This is a genomic window from Humibacter antri (genome assembly GCF_054777235.1).
In genome coordinates this window covers 520,024-539,413 of the sequence record NZ_BAAHAW010000019.1, presented here as the reverse complement: position 1 = coordinate 539,413, position 19,390 = coordinate 520,024, and the positions used below count along the sequence as shown (strand labels likewise).

At 67.2% G+C, this 19,390-nt stretch carries 21 protein-coding genes and 1 tRNA gene; 7 read left to right on the top strand and 15 right to left on the bottom strand.

Translation table 11 applies throughout. From position 1 onward, the window contains the following. The first annotated feature begins 50 nt into the window (after positions 1 to 50). Both ACYVDK_RS08720 and ACYVDK_RS08715 read left to right on the top strand, forming a co-directional pair. Entirely contained in the window at positions 51 to 1,523 is a 1,473-nt protein-coding gene (locus ACYVDK_RS08720) for an ATP-binding protein (RefSeq protein WP_460520706.1), read from the top strand. A 177-nt stretch (positions 1,524 to 1,700) separates the two neighbouring features. Then, entirely contained in the window at positions 1,701 to 1,991 is a 291-nt protein-coding gene (locus ACYVDK_RS08715; protein WP_460520704.1) for a WXG100 family type VII secretion target, read from the top strand. A gap of 62 nt (positions 1,992 to 2,053) precedes the next feature. On the opposite strand, the gene groL is transcribed toward ACYVDK_RS08715, so the two are convergent. The 6 genes from groL to ACYVDK_RS08685 all read right to left on the bottom strand — a co-directional run bounded on the left by groL (position 2,054) and on the right by ACYVDK_RS08685 (position 6,365). Continuing rightward, entirely contained in the window at positions 2,054 to 3,673 is a 1,620-nt protein-coding gene (groL, locus tag ACYVDK_RS08710) for a chaperonin GroEL (protein WP_460520702.1), read from the bottom strand. Positions 3,674 to 3,827: 154 nt separating this feature from the next. Continuing rightward, a complete protein-coding gene (locus ACYVDK_RS08705; protein WP_460520700.1) occupies positions 3,828 to 4,622 on the bottom strand; it encodes a permease prefix domain 1-containing protein in 795 nt (264 codons plus the stop codon). Beyond that, entirely contained in the window at positions 4,619 to 4,942 is a 324-nt protein-coding gene (locus ACYVDK_RS08700; RefSeq protein WP_460520698.1) for a PadR family transcriptional regulator, read from the bottom strand. The genes ACYVDK_RS08705 and ACYVDK_RS08700 overlap by 4 nt, the downstream gene beginning before the upstream one ends. A 92-nt stretch (positions 4,943 to 5,034) precedes the next feature. Further along, positions 5,035 to 5,238: a cold-shock protein gene (locus tag ACYVDK_RS08695; RefSeq protein ID WP_022900747.1), complete on the bottom strand. Its 204-nt coding sequence runs from the start codon at positions 5,236 to 5,238 to the stop codon at positions 5,035 to 5,037. Positions 5,239 to 5,398: 160 nt separating this feature from the next. Further along, positions 5,399 to 5,962, bottom strand: coding sequence for a LytR C-terminal domain-containing protein (locus ACYVDK_RS08690; protein WP_460520696.1), 564 nt, complete (start codon positions 5,960 to 5,962; stop codon positions 5,399 to 5,401). Between the two features lie 85 nt (positions 5,963 to 6,047). Continuing rightward, the gene (locus ACYVDK_RS08685; RefSeq protein ID WP_460520694.1) at positions 6,048 to 6,365 is read right to left on the bottom strand and encodes a DUF3263 domain-containing protein; all 318 of its coding nucleotides are present in this window, start codon (positions 6,363 to 6,365) and stop codon (positions 6,048 to 6,050) included. A 311-nt stretch (positions 6,366 to 6,676) separates the two neighbouring features. On the opposite strand from ACYVDK_RS08685, the gene msrB reads away from it, so the two are divergent. Further along, positions 6,677 to 7,114: a peptide-methionine (R)-S-oxide reductase gene (msrB, locus tag ACYVDK_RS08680; RefSeq protein WP_460520692.1), complete on the top strand. Its 438-nt coding sequence runs from the start codon at positions 6,677 to 6,679 to the stop codon at positions 7,112 to 7,114. 3 nt (positions 7,115 to 7,117) lie between these two features. Next, positions 7,118 to 7,681: a nitroreductase family protein gene (locus tag ACYVDK_RS08675; protein WP_460520690.1), complete on the top strand. Its 564-nt coding sequence runs from the start codon at positions 7,118 to 7,120 to the stop codon at positions 7,679 to 7,681. Positions 7,682 to 7,696: 15 nt separating this feature from the next. On the opposite strand, the gene ACYVDK_RS08670 is transcribed toward ACYVDK_RS08675, so the two are convergent. Further along, positions 7,697 to 7,769 (bottom strand) — tRNA-Thr (locus tag ACYVDK_RS08670). A 65-nt stretch (positions 7,770 to 7,834) separates the two neighbouring features. Continuing rightward, the gene (locus tag ACYVDK_RS08665) at positions 7,835 to 8,614 is read right to left on the bottom strand and encodes a DsbA family protein (RefSeq protein WP_460520688.1); all 780 of its coding nucleotides are present in this window, start codon (positions 8,612 to 8,614) and stop codon (positions 7,835 to 7,837) included. A 439-nt stretch (positions 8,615 to 9,053) separates the two neighbouring features. Here ACYVDK_RS08665 and ACYVDK_RS08660 point away from each other — a divergent pair, with 439 nt between their 5' ends. Continuing rightward, positions 9,054 to 10,148, top strand: coding sequence for an ABC transporter ATP-binding protein (locus tag ACYVDK_RS08660; protein WP_460520686.1), 1,095 nt, complete (start codon positions 9,054 to 9,056; stop codon positions 10,146 to 10,148). A 140-nt stretch (positions 10,149 to 10,288) separates the two neighbouring features. Then, positions 10,289 to 11,587: a DUF4032 domain-containing protein gene (locus ACYVDK_RS08655; RefSeq protein WP_460520684.1), complete on the top strand. Its 1,299-nt coding sequence runs from the start codon at positions 10,289 to 10,291 to the stop codon at positions 11,585 to 11,587. A gap of 63 nt (positions 11,588 to 11,650) precedes the next feature. Here the strand turns inward: ACYVDK_RS08655 and ACYVDK_RS08650 are convergent, their stop codons facing one another. From ACYVDK_RS08650 to ACYVDK_RS08630, 5 genes are all read right to left on the bottom strand, one after another. Next, positions 11,651 to 12,532, bottom strand: coding sequence for a hypothetical protein (locus tag ACYVDK_RS08650; protein WP_460520683.1), 882 nt, complete (start codon positions 12,530 to 12,532; stop codon positions 11,651 to 11,653). Between the two features lie 106 nt (positions 12,533 to 12,638). Next, positions 12,639 to 13,631 (bottom strand): TrmH family RNA methyltransferase, encoded by a 993-nt coding sequence (rlmB, locus tag ACYVDK_RS08645; protein ID WP_460520681.1) that lies wholly within the window; start codon positions 13,629 to 13,631, stop codon positions 12,639 to 12,641. Next, positions 13,621 to 15,057: a cysteine--tRNA ligase gene (gene cysS, locus ACYVDK_RS08640; protein WP_460520679.1), complete on the bottom strand. Its 1,437-nt coding sequence runs from the start codon at positions 15,055 to 15,057 to the stop codon at positions 13,621 to 13,623. The genes rlmB and cysS overlap by 11 nt, the downstream gene beginning before the upstream one ends. A gap of 63 nt (positions 15,058 to 15,120) precedes the next feature. Then, positions 15,121 to 16,302 (bottom strand): bifunctional 2-C-methyl-D-erythritol 4-phosphate cytidylyltransferase IspD/2-C-methyl-D-erythritol 2,4-cyclodiphosphate synthase, encoded by a 1,182-nt coding sequence (gene ispD / locus ACYVDK_RS08635; RefSeq protein ID WP_460520677.1) that lies wholly within the window; start codon positions 16,300 to 16,302, stop codon positions 15,121 to 15,123. A 29-nt stretch (positions 16,303 to 16,331) separates the two neighbouring features. After that, entirely contained in the window at positions 16,332 to 16,814 is a 483-nt protein-coding gene (locus tag ACYVDK_RS08630) for a CarD family transcriptional regulator (RefSeq protein ID WP_440295708.1), read from the bottom strand. 162 nt (positions 16,815 to 16,976) lie between these two features. Here ACYVDK_RS08630 and ACYVDK_RS08625 point away from each other — a divergent pair, with 162 nt between their 5' ends. Then, a complete protein-coding gene (locus tag ACYVDK_RS08625; RefSeq protein ID WP_460520675.1) occupies positions 16,977 to 17,441 on the top strand; it encodes a hypothetical protein in 465 nt (154 codons plus the stop codon). Between the two features lie 23 nt (positions 17,442 to 17,464). On the opposite strand, the gene ACYVDK_RS08620 is transcribed toward ACYVDK_RS08625, so the two are convergent. Then, a complete protein-coding gene (locus ACYVDK_RS08620; protein WP_460520673.1) occupies positions 17,465 to 18,184 on the bottom strand; it encodes a response regulator in 720 nt (239 codons plus the stop codon). Then, on the bottom strand, positions 18,181 to 19,377 hold the full coding sequence (locus tag ACYVDK_RS08615) for a sensor histidine kinase (RefSeq protein WP_460520671.1): 1,197 nt from the start codon (positions 19,375 to 19,377) through the stop codon (positions 18,181 to 18,183). The genes ACYVDK_RS08620 and ACYVDK_RS08615 overlap by 4 nt, the downstream gene beginning before the upstream one ends. Positions 19,378 to 19,390: the final 13 nt, after the last annotated feature.

Below are 19,390 nucleotides of genomic sequence, written 5' to 3'. Positions count from 1 at the left end.
TCCCGGCGATTCACCCGCTCATCCCACCCGCGGAGGGTTACCGTTGCCGCGTGCGCGACGACGAGTTGAGGCGGCTGCTGACCGAGAGCAATCCGTGGTGGACCGCCGCAGCCCGCCGTGCCGATCCGACGGCATGGGTGGCCGGTAACCGCACGCTGCGCGAACGCACGAGGTACGAGCTCGGCTATCGCGCGGGCATACTCGACGACGTCGCGAGCGTCGCGCCCGACGGGCGGCTCGTCGTGCTCACCGGGCCGCGGCGGATCGGCAAGTCGGTGGCGCTCCTGGACGCCGCCGCAAACCTCTGCACGCTGCCCGGTATCGATCCACGTCAGGTGGTCTACGTGCCGTGCGACACCATGCGCGGCAGAGACGTCACCCGCACTCTCACGCTGGCGCGCATGCTGACCCGTTCGGTCGACCAGCCGAAACCTCGGCCGCGGGTGTGGCTTTTCGACGAGATCAGCATGGTGACCGGCTGGACCGGCGCACTCAAGCTCGCCAGAGACACGACGCCCTTCGGCGACGACACCGTCGTCGTCACCGGGAGCAGATGGGCGCAATCCGAAGACATCCAGGGCAACCTGCTGGCCGGACGAGCGGGTTCGACCGGGTCGCACCGCATCCGTCAGCTGCTCCCCATGACATTCCGCGATTTCCTCGCGGCCGCCTACCCCGGGCTGCCCGTCGTGCCCGCGGTGAACCCTGCGCAGCTGCAGACCGACCACGCCCGGAACTCCTTGGACGAGTTGCAGTTCGTCGTCGACGACCTCGACCTCGCCTGGCAGGACTACCTCACCTGCGGCGGCTTCCCGCGCGCCGTCTTCGAGCACACTCGGGCAGGCGCCGTCTCCGACGGGTACGCCCGCGACCTGCACGCATGGCTTCGTCGCGACGTCGATCCGGATGCCCCCACGAACACCACGACACAGCTGCTGCGCGGCATCTCCGAGCGGATGAGCAGCCCGCTCAACCTGACGACCACTGCGCAGGATCTCGGCTACTCGAGTCGGCCGACCTTCACCGCACGCGTCGACCGGTTGATCAGCACGCACGCTGCGCTGCGGTGCAATCAGGTACGGGAACAGGGCGATCGGGTCGTGGGCGCCCACTACAAGCTCTACCTGGCCGACCCACTGCTGGCGTGGATCCCGTCGATCGTCAGCCCCGGGTTGCCCGCCCCCGACTTCACGCGACTCACGGAGTCGGCACTCGGCGTGACGCTGGCCCGAGCGATCGAGGCACGCGACGAGGGTCGCTGGCTCTCCGACGACTCCGTCGGCTATGCGCGCACCGAGTCGAACAACGAGATCGACTTCGCCCCCGTGCGGGTTCCTGTCGACGGAGCGCACTCGACCACGGTGCCGATCGAGGGCAAGTGGGTCGACGCCGGCTGGCGTGCCGAGGCACGCGTCGTCGACGGCAAGTACGGGCGCGGGCTCATGGCGACGAAGTCCGTGCTCGATCTCGGCGGCGACGTATGGGCAGTGCCTGCGCCGATGGTCGCACTGCTGCTCGCGTAGTCGTCGCGGCCGGACTCGTCTTCCCCTCCCCCATCACGAGCACCGCCGACCTGTCCCCCGTTCGTTCTCCTCGCGGCCGCCCCGCCGTGCGCGTTCGTAGCCTCGGATGCGGTGGGCGCCGAGACCAGCGCGACGGGACCGCGGAGCGCGGCGGCGTCCCCACGACGAGGAGGAACCATGACGACGTACCGGGTCGACAGCGACCAGATGATCGCGGCGACAGCCGCCGTGCGCGGCTCGATGAGTCGCATCCAGAGCGAGGTCGCCGGCCTGCTGGGGCAGCTCACGGGGCTGCAGGGAACGTGGAGCGGTCACGCTTCGGAATCGTTCCAGGGGGTCGTGAACCAGTGGCGGGCGACGCAGCAGCAGGTGGAGGAATCGCTGACTGCGATCAACCAGGCGCTCGGACAGGCGGGGCAGCACTACGCCGAAGTCGAGCTGACCAACGCGAAGCTGTTCGCCGTGTGATGCGCCGAACACGCAAGAAGGGCGCCCCGAGGGGCGCCCTTCCGCATGGTTGTACGGACCTCCTAGAAGTCCATGCCGCCGCCCTCGCCACCGGGGACCGGAGCGGCCTTCTCCGGCTTGTCGGCGACGACGGCCTCCGTGGTGAGGAACAGACCGGCGATGGATGCCGCGTTCTGCAGAGCGGAACGCGTCACCTTGGCCGGGTCGATGATGCCCTGCGCGAGCAGGTCGCCGTACTCACCGGTCGCGGCGTTCAGGCCGTGCCCGGCCGGCAACTCGGCAACCTTGGCGGCGACCACGCCCGGCTCGAGACCGGCGTTGAGCGCGATCTGCTTGAGCGGAGCCTCGATGGCGACCTTGACGATGTTCGCACCGGTCGCCTCGTCACCGGTCAACTCGAGCGTGGCGAACGCCGCGTTGCCGGCCTGGATGAGAGCAACGCCACCACCGGCGACGACACCCTCCTCGACGGCGGCCTTCGCGTTGCGAACGGCGTCCTCGATGCGGTGCTTGCGCTCCTTGAGCTCGACCTCGGTGGCCGCGCCCGCCTTGATGACGGCGACGCCGCCTGCGAGCTTGGCGAGGCGCTCCTGCAGCTTCTCGCGGTCGTAGTCGCTGTCGGTGTTCTCGATCTCGTTGCGGATCTGCTGCACGCGACCGGCGATCTGCTCCGGGTCTCCTGCACCCTCGACGATCGTCGTCTCGTCCTTGGTGATGACCACCTTGCGGGCCTGGCCCAGCAGGTCGAGCGTGACGTTCTCGAGCTTGAGGCCGAGCTCCTCGCTGATGACCTGGCCACCCGTGAGGATGGCGATGTCCTGCAGCTGAGCCTTGCGGCGGTCACCGAAGCCCGGGGCCTTGACGGCGACGGACTTGAAGATGCCGCGGATCTTGTTGACGATCAGCGTGGCAAGTGCCTCGCCGTCGACGTCCTCGGCGATGATCAGCAACTGCTTGCCGGACTGGATCACCTTGTCGACGATCGGCAGAAGGTCCTTGATGTTCGAGATCTTCTGGTTGGCGATGAGGATGTACGGGTCCTCGAACACCGCCTCCTGGCGGTCGGGGTCGGTCACGAAGTACTGCGACAGGAAGCCCTTGTCGAAGCGCATGCCCTCGGTGAGCTCGAGCTCGGTGCCGAACGTGTTCGACTCCTCGACCGTGACCACGCCTTCCTTGCCGACCTTGTCGATCGCCTCGGCGATGATCGCGCCGATCTCGGGGTCGGCCGCGGAGATGGATGCCGTCGCGGCGATCTGGTCCTTCGTCTCGACCTCTTTGGCGGAAGCGAGCAGCTGCTCGGTCACCGCGGCGACGGCCTTCTCGATGCCGCGCTTGAGGCTGATCGGGTCGGCGCCGGCCGCAACGTTGCGCAGACCCTCGCGCACGAGCGCCTGTGCGAGCACGGTCGCCGTGGTGGTCCCGTCGCCTGCGACGTCATCGGTCTTCTTCGCGACCTCCTTGACGAGTTCGGCGCCGATGCGCTCGTAGGGATCGTCGAGCTCGATCTCCTTCGCGATGGACACGCCGTCGTTGGTGATCGTCGGGGCGCCCCACTTCTTGTCCAGCACGACGTTGCGACCGCGCGGACCGAGGGTCACCCTTACCGCGTCGGCGAGCGTGTTGAGTCCACGCTCGAGACCACGACGAGCCTCCTCGTCAAAAGCAATGATCTTTGCCATGTTGTTTCTCGTCCCTCCCGGACGTTACGCGAAAGATTCAGTGGTTAGCACTCAACAGAAGTGAGTGCTAAAAGGATTCTGGCACTCGACCCTCGTGAGTGCAAGACGGGGCGCACGCAAGCCTGACCAGGATGCTCGGGTGGCGCGGCGGCCGTCACCGGACTTCGACGGCGATGCCGAGCGATCGAGTGGTAGCGGCGATCAACCGCGCACCGAAGTACATTGCGACGGTCAAAGCGATGGCGGCCTCCGCGTACCACAGGCCCTGCCCCCAAAGACCACTCACCACGATGTCGCCGACCCCGCCTGCGAGAAGGGCCACGCCCGAACCGCCGAAGGCGGTGGCGCCGACCGCCCACACCACGATGTGCGGGACTCTGCGCCGGGCGATAGGTGCGGTTCGCCGTAGGAAGAGTGCGAGCCCGATCGCGATGCCCACCACCAGCAGCCCGGCGATCACGCCCGCGATCGTGAACTGGAAGGAGTCGTCGGAGTTCTCCATGGCCGCGGCCGAGCTGCAGTCGGCAGCCGTCGGCTGCACGCTCAGCCAATGCGCGCACTGCGCCGCGCTGAAGCGATGTCCGGCCGGAGCGCCGTAAACCCATTGCGTCGAAGTGAACGCCGCAACGACGCGCGCGATCACGGCGGACAGTCCTATCGTGACGAACCCCACGACCGCCAGGCCGCCACCCGCCATCACGAACGCCGCGACCGCCGCGGCGACAGGATGAGGGTCCGCCGACCGGGCGACGTGCTCCGGTGAGCCGAAAGCCTCGATGGCGACCTGCTGCGCGGCATCCTCATCGATGCCCTCCTGCACGGATGCCGCGGTCGCATCGCGCAGATGCGCCTCCGCCTCGGCGAGCATGCTGCGGCACTCCGCCACATCACCGTGCAACCGGGTGAACAACTCATCCAGGTACGCGTCGATACGATCACGGCCGTTCATGCCAGGCCTCCGAGCACACCGTCGATGGCGGAGGCGAATCGCCGCCACTGCACCGTCTGGTTCGAAAGCTCACGGACTCCCGCGTCGCTCAGCCGGTAGACGCGACGCCTTCGCCCCTCCACCGTCTGCCAGGAGCTCTCCACGAGCCCAGCTCCCTCGAGGCCATGGAGTGCCGGATACACAGTGCCTTCGGCCAAGTCGAACTCGCCGTCGCTCCGCGCCTTGAGCGAGGCGATGACGTCGTAGCCGTGCGCCGGGCCAGTACCCAGCACACTCAACAGCAAGAGACCGAGATTGCCTTTGATGCGCTCATGTCCCATACCTAGCCATTCTAGGGTTCGGTCATGAGGCAGTCAATGATGAAGGAGGGGCGCCGCATCCGCGGCACCCCTCCTTCATGCTTCGGCGATCGTCAGGCGGGACGCACCGATTCCGCCTGCGGACCCTTGGATCCGGTTCCGACCTCGAAAGTCACCTGCTGACCCTCTTCAAGGACCTTGTAGCCGTTCATGTCGATAGCGGAGTAGTGAACGAAAACGTCCTGTCCCCCACCGTCGACGGTGATGAAGCCGTAGCCCTTCTCAGCGTTGAACCATTTGACGGTTCCGTTCGCCATCTGTTACTCCCATTGCCTTCATGCAAACGCCGCATGGTCGCGAGCGTTGAACCCCGATAGTAGCGGCAGGCCTAGTCCAGGACGAGAGGCGTGTCCAGATTGAGACAATCGGTTACGCGACAGCGGATCGACGTTCGCAAGGCCGCCGACGAGTGCGTGATCACTGATGCGTCGGCACGTAGTCCTGGCCGAGCACGACCGTGATGTCGGCGCCGGTCGCCGCGAAGTCCTGCGTCTCCTGGATCGGCGCCCCCGCAAGCTCCCGCGACACCGCGAGCGCGGCGCTCTCGTTCTTCGGGTCGCCGTAATAGACGGTGGTCTTCTTCACGTCCGTCGAACTCGCGTTGGCCGGCGTGATCTTCTGCCAGCCGGCCGCCTTCAACGTGGTCGTGGCATCCGCCGCGAACCCCGCCTTCGACGTTCCATTGAGCACGATGAGGTTCAGCGCCGGGTTCACCACGGGTGTGATCGTCGGCGTCGGTGTGGGCGTCGGGGTCGCCGTGGCCGACGTGGACCCACCCGCGAATGGCAGCTTGACGTTCAGCGTTCCGTTGATGGCGAAGATGCCGAGCGCTCCCAGCCCCACGATCACGACCACCGCCCCGACGCACCAGGCGACCCAGACCCAGCCGTATCCGCGAGGCCGTGGAGCACGATGCGCGCCGATGCGCTCGAGGTCGTCGGGGACCTGGTCGAAGCGATCGGTCGGGAACTTGGCGGCCATGGTCTGAGGTATGGATCCTTGAGGTCGGGCAGGTCAGGCTGTTCAGGACTGTACGGGATCGCGCTGTGCGATCGTCGCATCACGCTCAGCGAGGCCGAAGGCGGTCCACCCGCGCGGCCAGGCGTGCGTCGCGCACGCGTTGCAGACGACGCACCAGCATCGGATCGTGCACCAGCGCTGCGGGCGAATCGATCACCCGGCCGAGCACTTGATAGTACCGGGCTGCGGACAGACCGAACTGATCGCGGATCGCCTGCTCCTTGGCACCCGCATGCTTCCACCACCGCCGCTCGAACTCGAGCACGGCGAGATCGCGCTCACTGGGCGTCGACCGTTCCGGCCCCGTGCGGTGTTCGTCCGTGCCGTGCGGTGCAGCGTCGGGCGCGTGCTCCGTTTCACCCATGCCCACCACCTCCCACCGGCCAGCGCCATTGTATGGTCGCTCACGCGCCGCATCGCCGAGGCATGCGGTGGAGCTGAAAGTGAAGGCCCGGTGGGCCTCGCCGCGACCCTCCCTATCGCTCGGCCGTCACGCCGCCTGCGGCGCGCCGCAGGCGGCGCGCCGCAGGCGGCGACGGGGGGCCCAGCGGCGAGTCAGCGTTGCCGACTCGGTCAGCGACGCAAGGAACAGTCCACATGGCTCGCTCGTTACCCTTGATGTGCGGAAAGAGCCCGGGTCTTCGGGCGCCGGTGCCCGCGAGAGAGGAACGAGCGATGACGTACACGGTCTCGAAGTCGAACGACGAGTGGCGCAACGAGCTCTCCGGAGAGCGATATGCAGTGTTGCGCGAGGCTGCCACCGAGCGCCCGTGGACGGGTGAACTACTCGACGAGGGGCGCACGGGCATCTACACCTGTGGCGCCTGCGGGGCCGAGCTCTTCAGGAGCGGAACGAAGTTCGACTCGGGATGCGGCTGGCCGAGTTTCTACGAGTCGGTGCGTCCCGAGGCGGTCGAATTGCTGGAGGACTCCTCTCTCGGAATGATGCGCACCGAGGTGCGTTGCGCCAACTGCGGCTCCCACCTCGGACATGTCTTCCCCGACGGCTTCGGCACCCCGACGGGCGACCGCTACTGCATGAACTCGCTCTCGCTCGCCTTCGCGCCCCAGGACGACCAGCATGGCAAGGGCGACGAGCAGGCGGACGCGTAGCGGGTGAGCGCACGGGAGGCGATCGCGGCCAGACGATCGCAATCGAAGGTGACGGACACCGCCCCGACGCACGAGGAGCTTCTCCCGTTGGTCGCCGCGGCCGGTCGCGTCGCCGACCACAGTTCTCTGAAGCCGTGGCGTCTCATCGAGTTGCGTGGTGACGCACGTCATCGTCTCGGCGCGGCGATCGCCGAGGCGGAGCACAAGGACGAGCCGTCCACGAAGCCGCTTCGCGCGCCGCTGCTCGTCGCCGTGGTGTCGTCGCGGCACAAGAGCGAGAAGGTGCCGGGCTGGGAACAGGATGCCGTGGCATCCGGTGTGGCACACCTGCTCAGCCTGCTGCTCGACGAGGCGGGCTGGGGCGTGATGTGGCGCACCGGTCACTACACCAGGTCGAAGGCGGTGGCCAGGATGCACGGACTCGGCAAGCACGAGCGCCTGCTCGGCTGGCTGTACATCGGCGGCAAGCCGGAGCGCAGGCCCGGCAAGGGGGGAAGGGGCTCCGAAGCTGATCGATCCCGAAGGATTCGTCAGCGTTCTGGACTGATCGTCAGCGCTCTGGACTGACCAGACGCAGGGAAGAGCCGACTGCGAGGCTCGAACTCGCGACCCCTTCTTTACAAGAGAAGTGCTCTACCAACTGAGCTAAGTCGGCCGATTCGTGCAGCATGATCGCTGCAGCACGGCATCGCAACATCCTACTATCCGGCTTTGCGACGCTCAGCCGGCCGATGTCGCGGTCGGAGTGGGCGTCGCGGTCGGTGCAGGAGTCGAATACGTGTCTGCTTGAGCCTTCACGATGAACGCGCGGAACTCGTCGGGATCCGTCAGCGATCCCCGGTACTGCTTACCGTTCACGAGCACGAGCGGCGTGGCCTTGAGCTGCTTCACCGACGAGTTCGGAATCGGGCCGGTGAGGGTGCGGTCGAGCGCGTTCTGCGCCCACGAGTCGTATCTGCCGTCGTCGATGCACTTCGACACCGAATCGTAGGTCTTCACCCCGGCCCGCTTCACGAGGTCCTTGATCTGCTGATCCGTGAGACCGGTCGTGTTCTCCTTCGGCTGGTTCTCGAACAACTCCTTGTTGAATGCCCAGAACGAGTTCGGGTCGTAGTTGGCGACGCACGCGGCGGCGTTGTCGGCGCGCAGCGAGTACTTCGTTCCGGCGGATCGACTGGCCAGCAGCGGTATCGGATGGATCTCGATGGTGGCGGCGCCGCTGTCGACGAGCTTGCCGATCTGATCGATGTTCGTGCGCTCGAACTCTCCGCAATACGGGCAGAGGTAGTCGATGTACGTCACGATGCTCACCGCGCCGGCTGAGGGATCCTGCTTGTTCACCACTGGCTTGGCGTCGGGCGCCGTCGAAGGCGTGCGCTCGGCCTTCATGCCCTTGCCGATGAGGATGCCGTCGCTGGCCATGTTCGCGGGCCCGTGCGAAGGCGGATGGATCGACGAGACGATCACGATCGCCACGATCGCGGCGGCCGCCACGACCACGGCGATGATGCTGGTTCTGACGACGGCCCGGCGCCGACGCTCCTGCTTCCGATGCGCTTCACGTAGCTGACGCGCTTTGTCGCGCGTCGCCGCGCGGCGTTCTCCATTGGACGGGCGGCGTTCAAGATCGCCGTTGGACATTCGATCTCACTTCGGGTGCTTGACAGCTGTGCGGGGGTTCCAGGGGCATGCATCGAGGCGGCATGCGAACGGCACCAACCCTAGAGCGGCACTCTGGGAAAATCCCAGACGGGCGCTGGAGAAACTTCGCACGGCTCCGGGGCGAACGCTGCACCGCAGCCCGGTGCGGATGCGCGCGATTCGTCGGGCGCCGGAGTCGTGACGTACCATCAGTTCTGGTCATCGACGACCGATGGCCATACAACATCCATCACAACGGATCGTCCGGCACGTACCTGCCGGTGAAGGAGACACAACCATGGCAACAGTCACATTCGACGAGGCGACGCGCCTGTATCCGGGTTCCACGCGTCCCGCCGTCGACAAGCTGAGCATCGACATCGCCGACGGCGAGTTCCTCGTACTCGTCGGCCCCTCCGGCTGCGGCAAGTCCACGTCGCTGCGCATGCTCGCCGGCCTCGAAGAGGTCAACGAGGGCAACATCTTCATCGGCGACCGCAACGTCACGGATGTTCCGCCGAAAGACCGCGACATCGCCATGGTCTTCCAGAACTACGCCCTGTACCCGCACATGACCGTCGCCGAGAACATGGGCTTCGCGCTCAAGATCGCCGGGGTGAAGAAGGAAGAGCGCGCACAGCGCGTGCTGGAGGCGGCGAAGCTGCTCGACCTCGAGCCCTACCTCAACCGCAAGCCGAAGGCCCTCTCCGGCGGCCAGCGTCAGCGCGTCGCGATGGGCCGCGCCATCGTCCGCAGCCCGCAGGTGTTCCTCATGGACGAGCCGCTGTCGAACCTCGACGCCAAGCTGCGCGTTCAGACCCGCACCCAGATCGCTTCGCTCACCCGTCGTCTCGGCGTCACCACCGTGTACGTCACGCACGACCAGACCGAGGCTCTCACCATGGGCGACCGCATCGCCGTGCTGAAGGACGGCGTTCTTCAGCAGGTCGGTACGCCCCGCGAGTTGTACGCGGAGCCGAACAACGTGTTCGTCGCCGGCTTCATCGGGAGCCCGGCCATGAACCTGTTCGGTGCCGACGTGACGGACGGCGGCATCAAGTTCGGCACCGCTGTCGTGCCGGTCGACCGCGAGGTTCTCGCCAAGACGGGCAAGCAGGTCACCATCGGCGTGCGTCCCGAAGACGTGGTGGTCTCCGCCAACGCGGGCAACGGCCTCACTGTCACCGTCGACCTCGTCGAGGAACTGGGCGCCGACGGGTACCTGTACGGTCACACGGACGTCGACGACAAGCGCACCGACATCGTCGCCCGCGTCGACGGCCGCGTGCACCCGAACGCCGGCGAGACGGTGTTCATCACGCCGAAGCCCGGCCACGTGCACCTCTTCGACGCCGAGAACGGCGAGCGCCTCGGCGGCGCCGTGGTCGACTGACCACTCCGCTCTTCAGCGCGCCCGTCGTCACCGGGCGCTGAGCATCCTCACCATCGAATCGCCCCGGTTCCGAGCCTGGCTCGGGCCGGGGCGATTCGTCTGCGACAGTCGAATCGTCAGCGACAGTAAGGTTGAGTTCTATGGCGGGCTCCGTCAACATCACCGCGGCAACCGTCGATCCGGCGCTGCTCGATCTTCCGTGGAATCTGCCGCTGGACAAGTGGTCCAACGAGCACATCGCCCTGCTACCCAAGGGCATCTCCCGCCACCTCGTGCGTTTTGCGAACCTCTCGGGGTACGTCATCGCCGTCAAGGAGACGACGGGCGAGATGGCCAGACGCGAGTACGACATGCTGCGCATGCTGCAGCGCCTCGACGTGCCCTGCGTCGAGCCCGTCGCGGTCATCGAAGGCCGAACGGATGACTCGGGCAAGCAGCTCAAGCCGGTGCTCGTCACGAGGCACTTGAAGTTCTCGCTGCCCTATCGGGCCCTCTACTCGCAGACTCTGCGCCCCGACACCGCCACCCGGCTCGTCGACGCGCTGGCCGTACTGCTGGTGCGTCTGCACATGATCGGCTTCTTCTGGGGCGACGTCTCACTGTCGAACACGCTGTTCCGTCGCGACGCGGGCGCGTTCGCAGCGTACCTCGTGGATGCCGAGACCGGTCAGCTATACGAGGGCGGGCTCTCCAACGGGCAGCGGGAGAACGACCTGGAGATCGCGCGAGTGAACATCGCGGGTGAACTGATGGACATCCAGGCGGGCGGGCGGCTGGACGAAGACGTCGACCCTGTGGAGATCTCCGGCGGCATCGTGGCCGCCTACCGGTCGCTGTGGAAGGAGCTCACCGGGAGCGAGTCGTTCTCCGCGTCCGACCGATGGCGCATCGCGGAACGCGTGCGCAGGCTGAACGAGCTCGGCTTCGACATCGAGGAGCTCGCGATCCGAAGCACCGGTACCGATAGCGGAACCGTGCGCATCCAGCCGAAGGTCGTCGATGCCGGGCACCACCAGCGCCGGCTGCTGCGACTGACCGGCCTCGACACCGGCGAGAACCAGGCTCGCCGCCTGCTGAACGACCTGGACTCCTACGCGGCGACGGTCGCGAAGCCGGGATCGGACGAAGAGGCGATCGCCCACGAATGGCTGATGCGCGTCTTCGAGCCTGTGGTGCGCGCCATCCCCGCCGACCTGCGCGGCAAGCTCGAGCCGGCCGAGGTGTTCCACCAGCTGCTCGACCACCGCTGGTTCATGTCACAGGAAGAGGGACGCGACGTACCGCTGGCCGAGGCGCTCTCGTCGTACATCAACGACGTGCTGCGCTACCGCCGCGATGAGGCGACCGTCATCGCCCCCGTCACCGAGGCGTTCACCGTGCCCGTTGAGGTGCTCGACGACGAGGCCGACGAAGGCGACGACTGGATGTCCAAAGTCTGAAGCACCAAGGGGTCTGAAGCACCAAGGTCTGAAGCACGCCAGGGCGGCAGCACCACCGACCACTCAGCCCACGGACGGCTTGGCCTCCCAGCTGATCGTGCCGTCGGTCGACCAGGTCACCGTCACGGCGAGCGGGAGGCCGTCGACGTCACGCACCGCGTCCTTCGTCAGTGTGAGCCCGTGCGCCGCCATCTCGGAAAGCGTGCCGCAGGTCTCGGCGACCCTCGCCCCGTCGGCGACCGCTACGAGGCAGTACTGGTCGTTCAGACGCTCGGCCGCGTAGATCGACGCGCTCTCGCCGAGGGAGACCGATCCCGCGATCAGATGGAAGGAACTCGGCACGAACCCCTTCGTGACGGCGGCCGGCAGATCGGTCGCGCGCGGCGATGAGTTCAGGAAGTCTCGAACCGCCGGGCCTGGAAGCGGGTGCCAGTCCGCGTCATCCGGAGCATTCGTCGGCGTGTTCACGGCCGCAGGGTTCGATGGTGCAGGGCGTCCGACCGCGCTCGACACGCCCACCGCCACGAGCACGCCCAGCACGAACGCTGCGGCCGCGACGAGCACCGGAGCCGCGCGGCGCATCCTGGACACGATGCCGGCCTCGCGCGACTCGCCCGCATCGTCAGCGTCCTCCTCATCGAAGTGCGCCTCATCGAAGTGCGCCCGGTCGGAGTCCGGATCGTCGGAGCCGATGCCCGTCCCCCGGCCTGGCCGGCCCGTTGCACCGTCCTTGCCCGCGCGCTGGTGCGACGCCCCATCGTTCGGTGCCGACCCCTGAGCATCGTCGGATGCCTGCGGGTGCAGCCGGTCGTACTCGGCGAGCGCCCACTGGCTCGGCGTCATGCGAACCGTGGAGCCGTCCTGCGGATCCCGGTACTCGCGCGGCTCCTCGGCCGCGCCCTCCCGCGAATAGACGCGCTCGAGCAGCCGTCGTCGATCATCCATGACCTCAAACCTTTCGCGGCGCACTTCGGCGGGTTCCGCAGCGGGATACCACCGCTCCGGAACCTCCTAAGGGTACGGTCTACGCCGCGTCATGAGCATCCGCGGGTCAGCGGGCGGAGGCCTCCACCCGCCGCTTCGCGATCTCGTACAGCGTCACGCTCGCGGCGATGCCCGCGTTGAGCGACTCCGTCGAAGCGGAGATCGGGATCGACACGATCGCATCGCACGTCTCGCTCACCAGGCGAGACAGACCCTTGCCCTCGCTGCCGACCACGATCACCACGCCGCGGTCCGCAAGCTGAAGATCGTGCAGCGATACGTCGCCGTCGCCGGCGAGTCCGAGCACGAACAGTCCGCGCTTCTTCAGCCCTTTGAGCGTCTGCGTGAGGTTCGCCGCCATCGAAACGGGCGTACGCGCTGCCGCACCCGCCGACGTCTTCCACGCCGACGCGGTCACCCCGACGGAGCGGCGCTGCGGAACGATGACCGTCTGGCCGCCGAATGCCGCGGTCGAGCGGATGATCGCACCCAGGTTTCGCGGATCCGTCACGCCGTCGAGCGCGATGAACAATGGCACCTCGCCCTTCTGCAGCACGGAGTCGAGCACGTCGTCCACGTGTGCGTACTCGTACGGCGGAACCTTCAGCACCACGCCCTGATGCACTGTGTCTCTACCCGAGAGCCGGTCGAGTTCGGGACGCATCACCTCGAGCACGGGGATTCCACGTTTCGTCGCGGTGCTGAGGATCTCCTTGACGCGATCGTCGAGTTCTATGCGCGCGGCGACGTACAGCGTTGTGGCAGGAATGCGCGCCCGCAACGCCTCCAGCACGGAGTTGCGGCCGGTGACGAACTCGGCGTCGTCCGCCGTGGCACGGCGTGCGGTCGTACCTGCCCCGGTGTTGGACCGCTGGCCGCCGCGTTTGGCCGCGGAACGCTCGGCGAGCTCCTTGCGCTTGGCCGCGGCGTGGTACGTGCGGTCCTGCGCTTTCGGCGTCGGTCCCTTGCCTTCCAGCGCCTTGCGGCCGTGACCGCCGGTGCCCTTGGTAGGACCCTTCTTGGACTTGCGCACGGCTCCCGCGCGCGGCTTATTCGCCATCGATACTCCAATGCGCACCCGTCGGGGTGTCCTCGATCGTGATGCCCGCTTCGGCCAGTTCCGAGCGGATGCGGTCGGCCAGTGCGAAGTCCCGTGCCTGGCGGGCTGCCTGCCGGTCTGCGAGAAGTCGGCGCAGCAGGGCGTCCAGGGCAGCACGAGCAGGCGCATCCGTTCGCACCTGCCATTGCTGTGACAACGGGTTGATGCCCAGCACCTCGGTCATGGCCTCGACCTGCCCCCTGGCCGTGGCCGCGGCACCCAGATCTTCACCGTCGAGCGCCTGGTTGCCGGCACGTACCGTGTCATGCAGTACGGCGAGCGCCTGCGGCACCCCGAAGTCGTCATCCATCGCGTCGGCGAACTCCGCCGGGAGCACCTCGGCGCCGCTGGAGGCGAAGCGGGTGCCCGCCAGCCTGCGGTCGACGCGCTCGAGGAAACCGGAGATGCGCTCGAGCGCCGCCTCGGCCTCGGCCAGAGAGCTCTCGGTGAAGTCGATCGTCGACCTGTAGTGTGCCGCGCCCAGGTAGTAGCGCACGACGAGCGGGCGGGCTGCGCCGATGAGATCGGCCGCATACACCGAGTTGCCGAGCGACTTCGACATCTTCTGGCCCGCCACGTTGACCAGCCCGTTGTGCACCCAGTACCCGGCGAACGCTTCGCCCGCGGCCGTCGATTGGGCGAGTTCGTTCTCATGGTGCGGAAAGCGCAGATCGAGGCCGCCTCCGTGAATGTCGAAGCGCGGCCCGAGATAGCGTGCCGACATGGCGGAGCACTCGATGTGCCAGCCCGGGCGTCCCACGCCCCACGGGCTCGCCCACGAGGCGGACTCGGGTTCGTCGTCCTTACGACCCTTCCAGAGCGCGAAGTCGCGCGAATCGCGTTTTGCGCGCGGGTCGGCATCCGTCGCCGCTTCCATCGCATCGATGCTCTGCTTCGTCAGCTCGCCGTACGTCGGCCAGCTGCGCACGTCGAAGTACACGTCGCCCGAGCCGTCGTCGGCGACGTAGGCGTACCCGCTCGCAACCAGCCGTTGGATGAGCTCCTGCATCTGCGGGATGTTCGCGGTGGCGCGAGGCTCGTACGTGGGCTGTTGAATGCCGAGCGAAGAATATGCGTCGGTGAAGTCGCGCTCATAACGGTAGGCGAGCGCCCACCACTGCTCATCGCTGCCGGATGCCTGCGCCGCGGCCGCGTTGATCAGCACTTTGTCGTCGATATCGGTCACGTTCCGCACGAGCGTGACGTCGTAGCCGCGGTAATTGAACCAGCGGCGCATCTGGTCGTAGACCAGCGCCGATCGCAGGTGACCGATATGCGGCGAGGATTGCACGGTGGGACCGCAGACGTAGATGCCGACCTTGCCGGGGTGCAGCGGAACGAAATCGCGCAAGCGGGCGGCTCGCGTGTCGTACAGTCGGATTCCCACGCTGTCAAGACTAGGTGCAACCGCCGGTCGAACCGGCCCTGTTACCGATGGTTCGAGCCTGGCTCAACGTGCGGCATCGCCGATGACGGGCATCACCAGCGCTGTGGCGATCGCCGTCACACCCTCGCCGCGGCCGGTGAAACCCAGCCCGTCGGTGGTCGTCGCCGAGATCGAGACCGGCGCGCCGAGCATGCCCGACAGCACTCCTTGCGCCTCCTCGCGTCTGGGGGCGAACCGCGGCCGGTTGCCGATCAGCTGCACACTCACGTTTCCGACGCGCAGACCGGCAGCGGCGAGCCGCTCCTGAGCCGCCAAGAGGAAGACCTCACCGTGTGCGCCGGCGAATCGCGGGTCGTCGGTTCCGAAAACCGACCCGATGTCGCCGAGTCCGCCTGCGGAGAGGAGCGCGTCGACGATGGCGTGCGCGACGGCATCCCCATCGCTGTGCCCGGACAGTGCCGGTTCGCCTGGCCAGTGCAGACCGGCCAGCCAGAGCTCGCCGTCGCCGCCGAAGGCGTGCGTGTCGGTGCCCAACCCGATCCTGGGGGGCCCGGCATGGGGGGCCGCACCGAAGAGCTGCTCGGCTCTGACCAGGTCAGCGGGCGTCGTCACCTTGAAGGCGAGTGGGTCGCCCGCGACGACGCGCACCGGGTGACCGATTGCGGCGACGAGGGCGGCGTCATCCGTCGCCTCCTCGGTCGCGGCCTGATATGCCGCGACGAGGATGTCTCGGGGGAATCCCTGCGGCGTCTGCACGGCGACGAGCGCGGAGCGGTCGACGGTGTCCGTGACGAGCTCGTCGACGTTCCTGCGCTTGATGGTGTCATTGACGGGAAGACCGGGCACGACGCCCTCTCCCGCAGCGTCGACGGCGGCGACCACCGCGTCGAACTGCCAGGACGGCGTGAACGCCCGTGCGGCATCGTGCACCAGCACGACTTGCACGGCTTCATGCAGCGCCGCGAGTCCGGCTTCGACGGATGCCTGCCTGCTCGCTCCGCCCGCCACGACGACCGCGTCAGGCGTGAGCGACGCCAACAGAGGGCGCACCTCGTCCGTTGCGCCGTGCGGAACGACCGCGATCAGCTGGGCGTCGGCACTCATGCCGCGCACGGCATGCATCGAGTGCTCGAGCAGGGTGCGACCGGCGACGGAAACGAACGCCTTCGGCCTCCCCGCCCCGAGACGGGTGCCCGATCCTGCGGCGACCACGATCACCGCGACGCGCGGCGAGGATTCGCTCATGCCGAAAGGCTAGAGGATGATGCAGCGCTTCAGGAGGCGAGCACCTCGTCGAGCACGTTGGATGCCTGGTCTTCGTCGGTCTTCTCGGCGAGCGCCAACTCGGAGATGAGGATCTGACGTGCCTTGGCGAGCATGCGCTTCTCACCGGCGGAGAGGCCGCGGTCCTGGTCGCGACGCCACAGATCGCGCACAACCTCGGAGACCTTGATCACGTCGCCGGAGGCGAGTTTCTCGAGATTCGCCTTGTAGCGGCGGGACCAGTTCGTCGGCTCCTCGGTGAACTGCGCACGCAGCACCTCGAACACCTTGTCGAGGCCTTCTTTGCCGATGACGTCGCGAACGCCGACGAGGTCGACATTCTCGGCGGGAACCTCGATGGTCAGGTCGCCCTGGGTGACGTTGAGCTTGAGGTAGACCTTCTCTTCACCCTTGATGATTCTCTTCTTGACCTCGGTGATCGTTGCAGCACCGTGATGGGGGTAAACGACAGTCTCGCCGACCTCGAAAAGCATAGATAGCAGTCCCTTCAGCAGCGTCTAGGATACCACAGCGGTGTCGTGCTACCCTGTGCCCCCAACCGGCCGACCGCCCGCGATACGGTAGGCTCGAGAGGCAATCCGCGGTGTTCGTAACAGGCCGAACCGGCCGGCCCGGTGCGACTTGGAGGATCTGAAGTGAAGGCGCGCGTCGCGGCATCCATCGTTCTCGCTCTCGGACTCACCGCAGGCATGTCCGGCTGCACTTTGCTGACACCTCAGGACACCCTGTACATCAAGGAGTCCGCTCACGGCGTGAACGGAACGGTCGGCAAGATCGACATCCGCAACGCGCTCATCATCTCCAACAGCTCCGGTACTGTCGGCAATCTCGTCGTCACGTTCGTGAACAACGAGGACAAGGCGCACTACCTTTCGATCCAGCACGACTCGAGGTCGCACCAGGTCGCCATCATGGGCGACGCCGTGAAGAAGATCGGCGCCAAGGGTGCGACGCGGGTGGAGTTCGTCGGCCTGAACGCCAAGCCGGGCTCGCTGACCGACGTGTACTTCAGCTACGCGGGTGTCACGGGCACGCAGATCCAGGTGCCCGTGCTGTCATCCTCGTTCCCGGGCTACTCGGACTACGCTCCCAGCAGGTAGCTCAAGGCTGCGGCGCAGGTAGCTCAAGGCTGCGGCCGGTTCTCCGGCTGCCCCGCCGGCACGGTGTCTTCGAAGCGGTACCCGAGACCGCGTACCGTCACGAGCATCCGAGGATCCGACGGGTTCGCCTCGATCCGCGAGCGGATGCGCTTGATGTGCACGTCGAGCGTCTTCGTGTCGCCGAAGTAGTCGCTCCCCCACACCCGGTCGATCAGCTGGCCGCGGGTGAGCACCCGGCCGGCATTGCGCAGCAACAGTTCGAGCAGCTCGAATTCCTTCAGCGGCATAGGCGTATCCAGCCCTGACACCGAGACGGTGTGGCGGTCGACGTCCATGCGCACCGTCCCCGCCTCCAAGACGCTGTCGTCGAACGATTCCTCGTCGACACGGCGGCGCAGCACGGCACGGATGCGCGCGAGCAGCTCCCTGGTCGAGTACGGCTTGGTCACGTAGTCGTCGGCACCCAGCTCGAGCCCGACCACGATGTCGATCTCGGAATCCTTCGCCGTGAGCATGATGATCGGAACGCTCGAACGCACGCGAAGGAGCTTGCACACCTCGGTGCCCGGCATGCCGGGCAGCATCAGGTCGAGGAGCACCAGGTCGGCTCCGTCACGATCGAACTGGGCGACGGCATCCTGCCCGTTGTCGGCGACGGTCACCTCGTATCCCTCTCGGCGCAGCAGGAACGCGAGCGGCTCGCTCAGCGACTCCTCGTCTTCCACCAGCAGGATGCGTGTCATCTCGTTCGTTCTCCTTGTGCGACGTCTGCGGGTTCGGCAGCGCGGGTGTCCGTGCCCGGCGCCTGGGCGATGTGCTCTGCCTCGGGCAGCCGGATGGTGAAGGTCGAGCCACGGCCGGATTGCGACCACACGCGCACCTCGCCGCCGTGGTTCTGCACCGCGTGCTTGACGATGGAGAGCCCGAGCCCGGTGCCGCCTGTGGCACGCGAGCGTGCCTGGTCGACGCGATAGAAGCGCTCGAATACCCTGTCCAGATCCTCCGGCGGAATGCCGGGCCCCTGGTCGGTGATCGCGATCTCCACGACACCGTCGGCGAGGCGCGTGCCGATACCGACGCGGGTGTTGCCCGGTGAGTAGCGCACGGCGTTCGAGACCAGGTTGTGCACGGCCGTCGTGAGCACGCTCTCGTCCCCGAAGACGACGGCGTGCGACGCGCGTCCGGTGGCCAGCTCGATGCCCCGCGATTCGGCGAGCACGCGATTCTGGTCGACGGCTGAAGCCACCACAGCATCGATCGACACTCGCTCCGCGTGCGGCACGATCTCCGCAGCCTGCAACCGGGAGAGGTCGATGATGTCCTGCGTCAGGCGGGCGAGACGGCCGGCCTCCGACGTGAGCCGGGCCGCGAAGTGCCGCACCTGCTCCTGGTCGTCCGGCGCGCACTCCAACGCCTCCGCCAGCACGCTGATCGCCCCGATCGGCGTCTTCAACTCGTGGCTGATGTTCGCCACGAAGTCGCGCCTCACCTGCTCGAGACGCACCGCCTCGGTGCGATCGTCCGCCAGCAGAAGGATGTAGCGGGAGCCCAGCCGGGCGACGCGCACCGTGAGCTGCACTGTGGCATCCCCCAGGGTGCTGCGGGCCAGCTCGAGGTCTTCCGCTACGGGCTCCCCCGTTCGACGCACCTCGTCGACGAGCTCGACCATGCGCGGCTGGCTGAGTGCCGCATTCCAGACCAGCCCGAGACCGTACGCACCTGCGGATGCCCGCACCACATTGTTGCTCGGATCCACCACGATGCCTGCGGTCGGGAGCGCCTCCAGCACTTGGTCGACGCCGTCCGGAACGGTCGGACTCACGATCTCGGTGGCACGATGGCTGCGGGACGCCGCCGAGTGCAGCAGCCACACGAATCCGGCCCCGACCACGAGGCCGAGTGCCAGAGACAGCAGCACCAACCAGGTGGAGTCCATGCCAGAAGGCTAC

What these genes read in the sequence shown, in the direction of transcription:
- ACYVDK_RS08715 (WP_460520704.1), top strand. Translation starts at nt 1,701, where the DNA reads ATGACGACGTACCGGGTCGACAGCGACCAGATGATCGCGGCGACAGCC.
- groL (WP_460520702.1), bottom strand. Translation starts at nt 3,673, where the DNA reads ATGGCAAAGATCATTGCTTTTGACGAGGAGGCTCGTCGTGGTCTCGAG.
- ACYVDK_RS08705 (WP_460520700.1), bottom strand. Translation starts at nt 4,622, where the DNA reads ATGAACGGCCGTGATCGTATCGACGCGTACCTGGATGAGTTGTTCACC.
- ACYVDK_RS08700 (WP_460520698.1), bottom strand. Translation starts at nt 4,942, where the DNA reads ATGGGACATGAGCGCATCAAAGGCAATCTCGGTCTCTTGCTGTTGAGT.
- ACYVDK_RS08695 (WP_022900747.1), bottom strand. Translation starts at nt 5,238, where the DNA reads ATGGCGAACGGAACCGTCAAATGGTTCAACGCTGAGAAGGGCTACGGC.
- ACYVDK_RS08690 (WP_460520696.1), bottom strand. Translation starts at nt 5,962, where the DNA reads ATGGCCGCCAAGTTCCCGACCGATCGCTTCGACCAGGTCCCCGACGAC.
- ACYVDK_RS08685 (WP_460520694.1), bottom strand. Translation starts at nt 6,365, where the DNA reads ATGGGTGAAACGGAGCACGCGCCCGACGCTGCACCGCACGGCACGGAC.
- msrB (WP_460520692.1), top strand. Translation starts at nt 6,677, where the DNA reads ATGACGTACACGGTCTCGAAGTCGAACGACGAGTGGCGCAACGAGCTC.
- ACYVDK_RS08660 (WP_460520686.1), top strand. Translation starts at nt 9,054, where the DNA reads ATGGCAACAGTCACATTCGACGAGGCGACGCGCCTGTATCCGGGTTCC.
- ACYVDK_RS08655 (WP_460520684.1), top strand. Translation starts at nt 10,289, where the DNA reads ATGGCGGGCTCCGTCAACATCACCGCGGCAACCGTCGATCCGGCGCTG.
- ACYVDK_RS08650 (WP_460520683.1), bottom strand. Translation starts at nt 12,532, where the DNA reads ATGGATGATCGACGACGGCTGCTCGAGCGCGTCTATTCGCGGGAGGGC.
- rlmB (WP_460520681.1), bottom strand. Translation starts at nt 13,631, where the DNA reads ATGGCGAATAAGCCGCGCGCGGGAGCCGTGCGCAAGTCCAAGAAGGGT.
- ispD (WP_460520677.1), bottom strand. Translation starts at nt 16,302, where the DNA reads ATGAGCGAATCCTCGCCGCGCGTCGCGGTGATCGTGGTCGCCGCAGGA.
- ACYVDK_RS08630 (WP_440295708.1), bottom strand. Translation starts at nt 16,814, where the DNA reads ATGCTTTTCGAGGTCGGCGAGACTGTCGTTTACCCCCATCACGGTGCT.
- ACYVDK_RS08620 (WP_460520673.1), bottom strand. Translation starts at nt 18,184, where the DNA reads ATGACACGCATCCTGCTGGTGGAAGACGAGGAGTCGCTGAGCGAGCCG.
- ACYVDK_RS08615 (WP_460520671.1), bottom strand. Translation starts at nt 19,377, where the DNA reads ATGGACTCCACCTGGTTGGTGCTGCTGTCTCTGGCACTCGGCCTCGTG.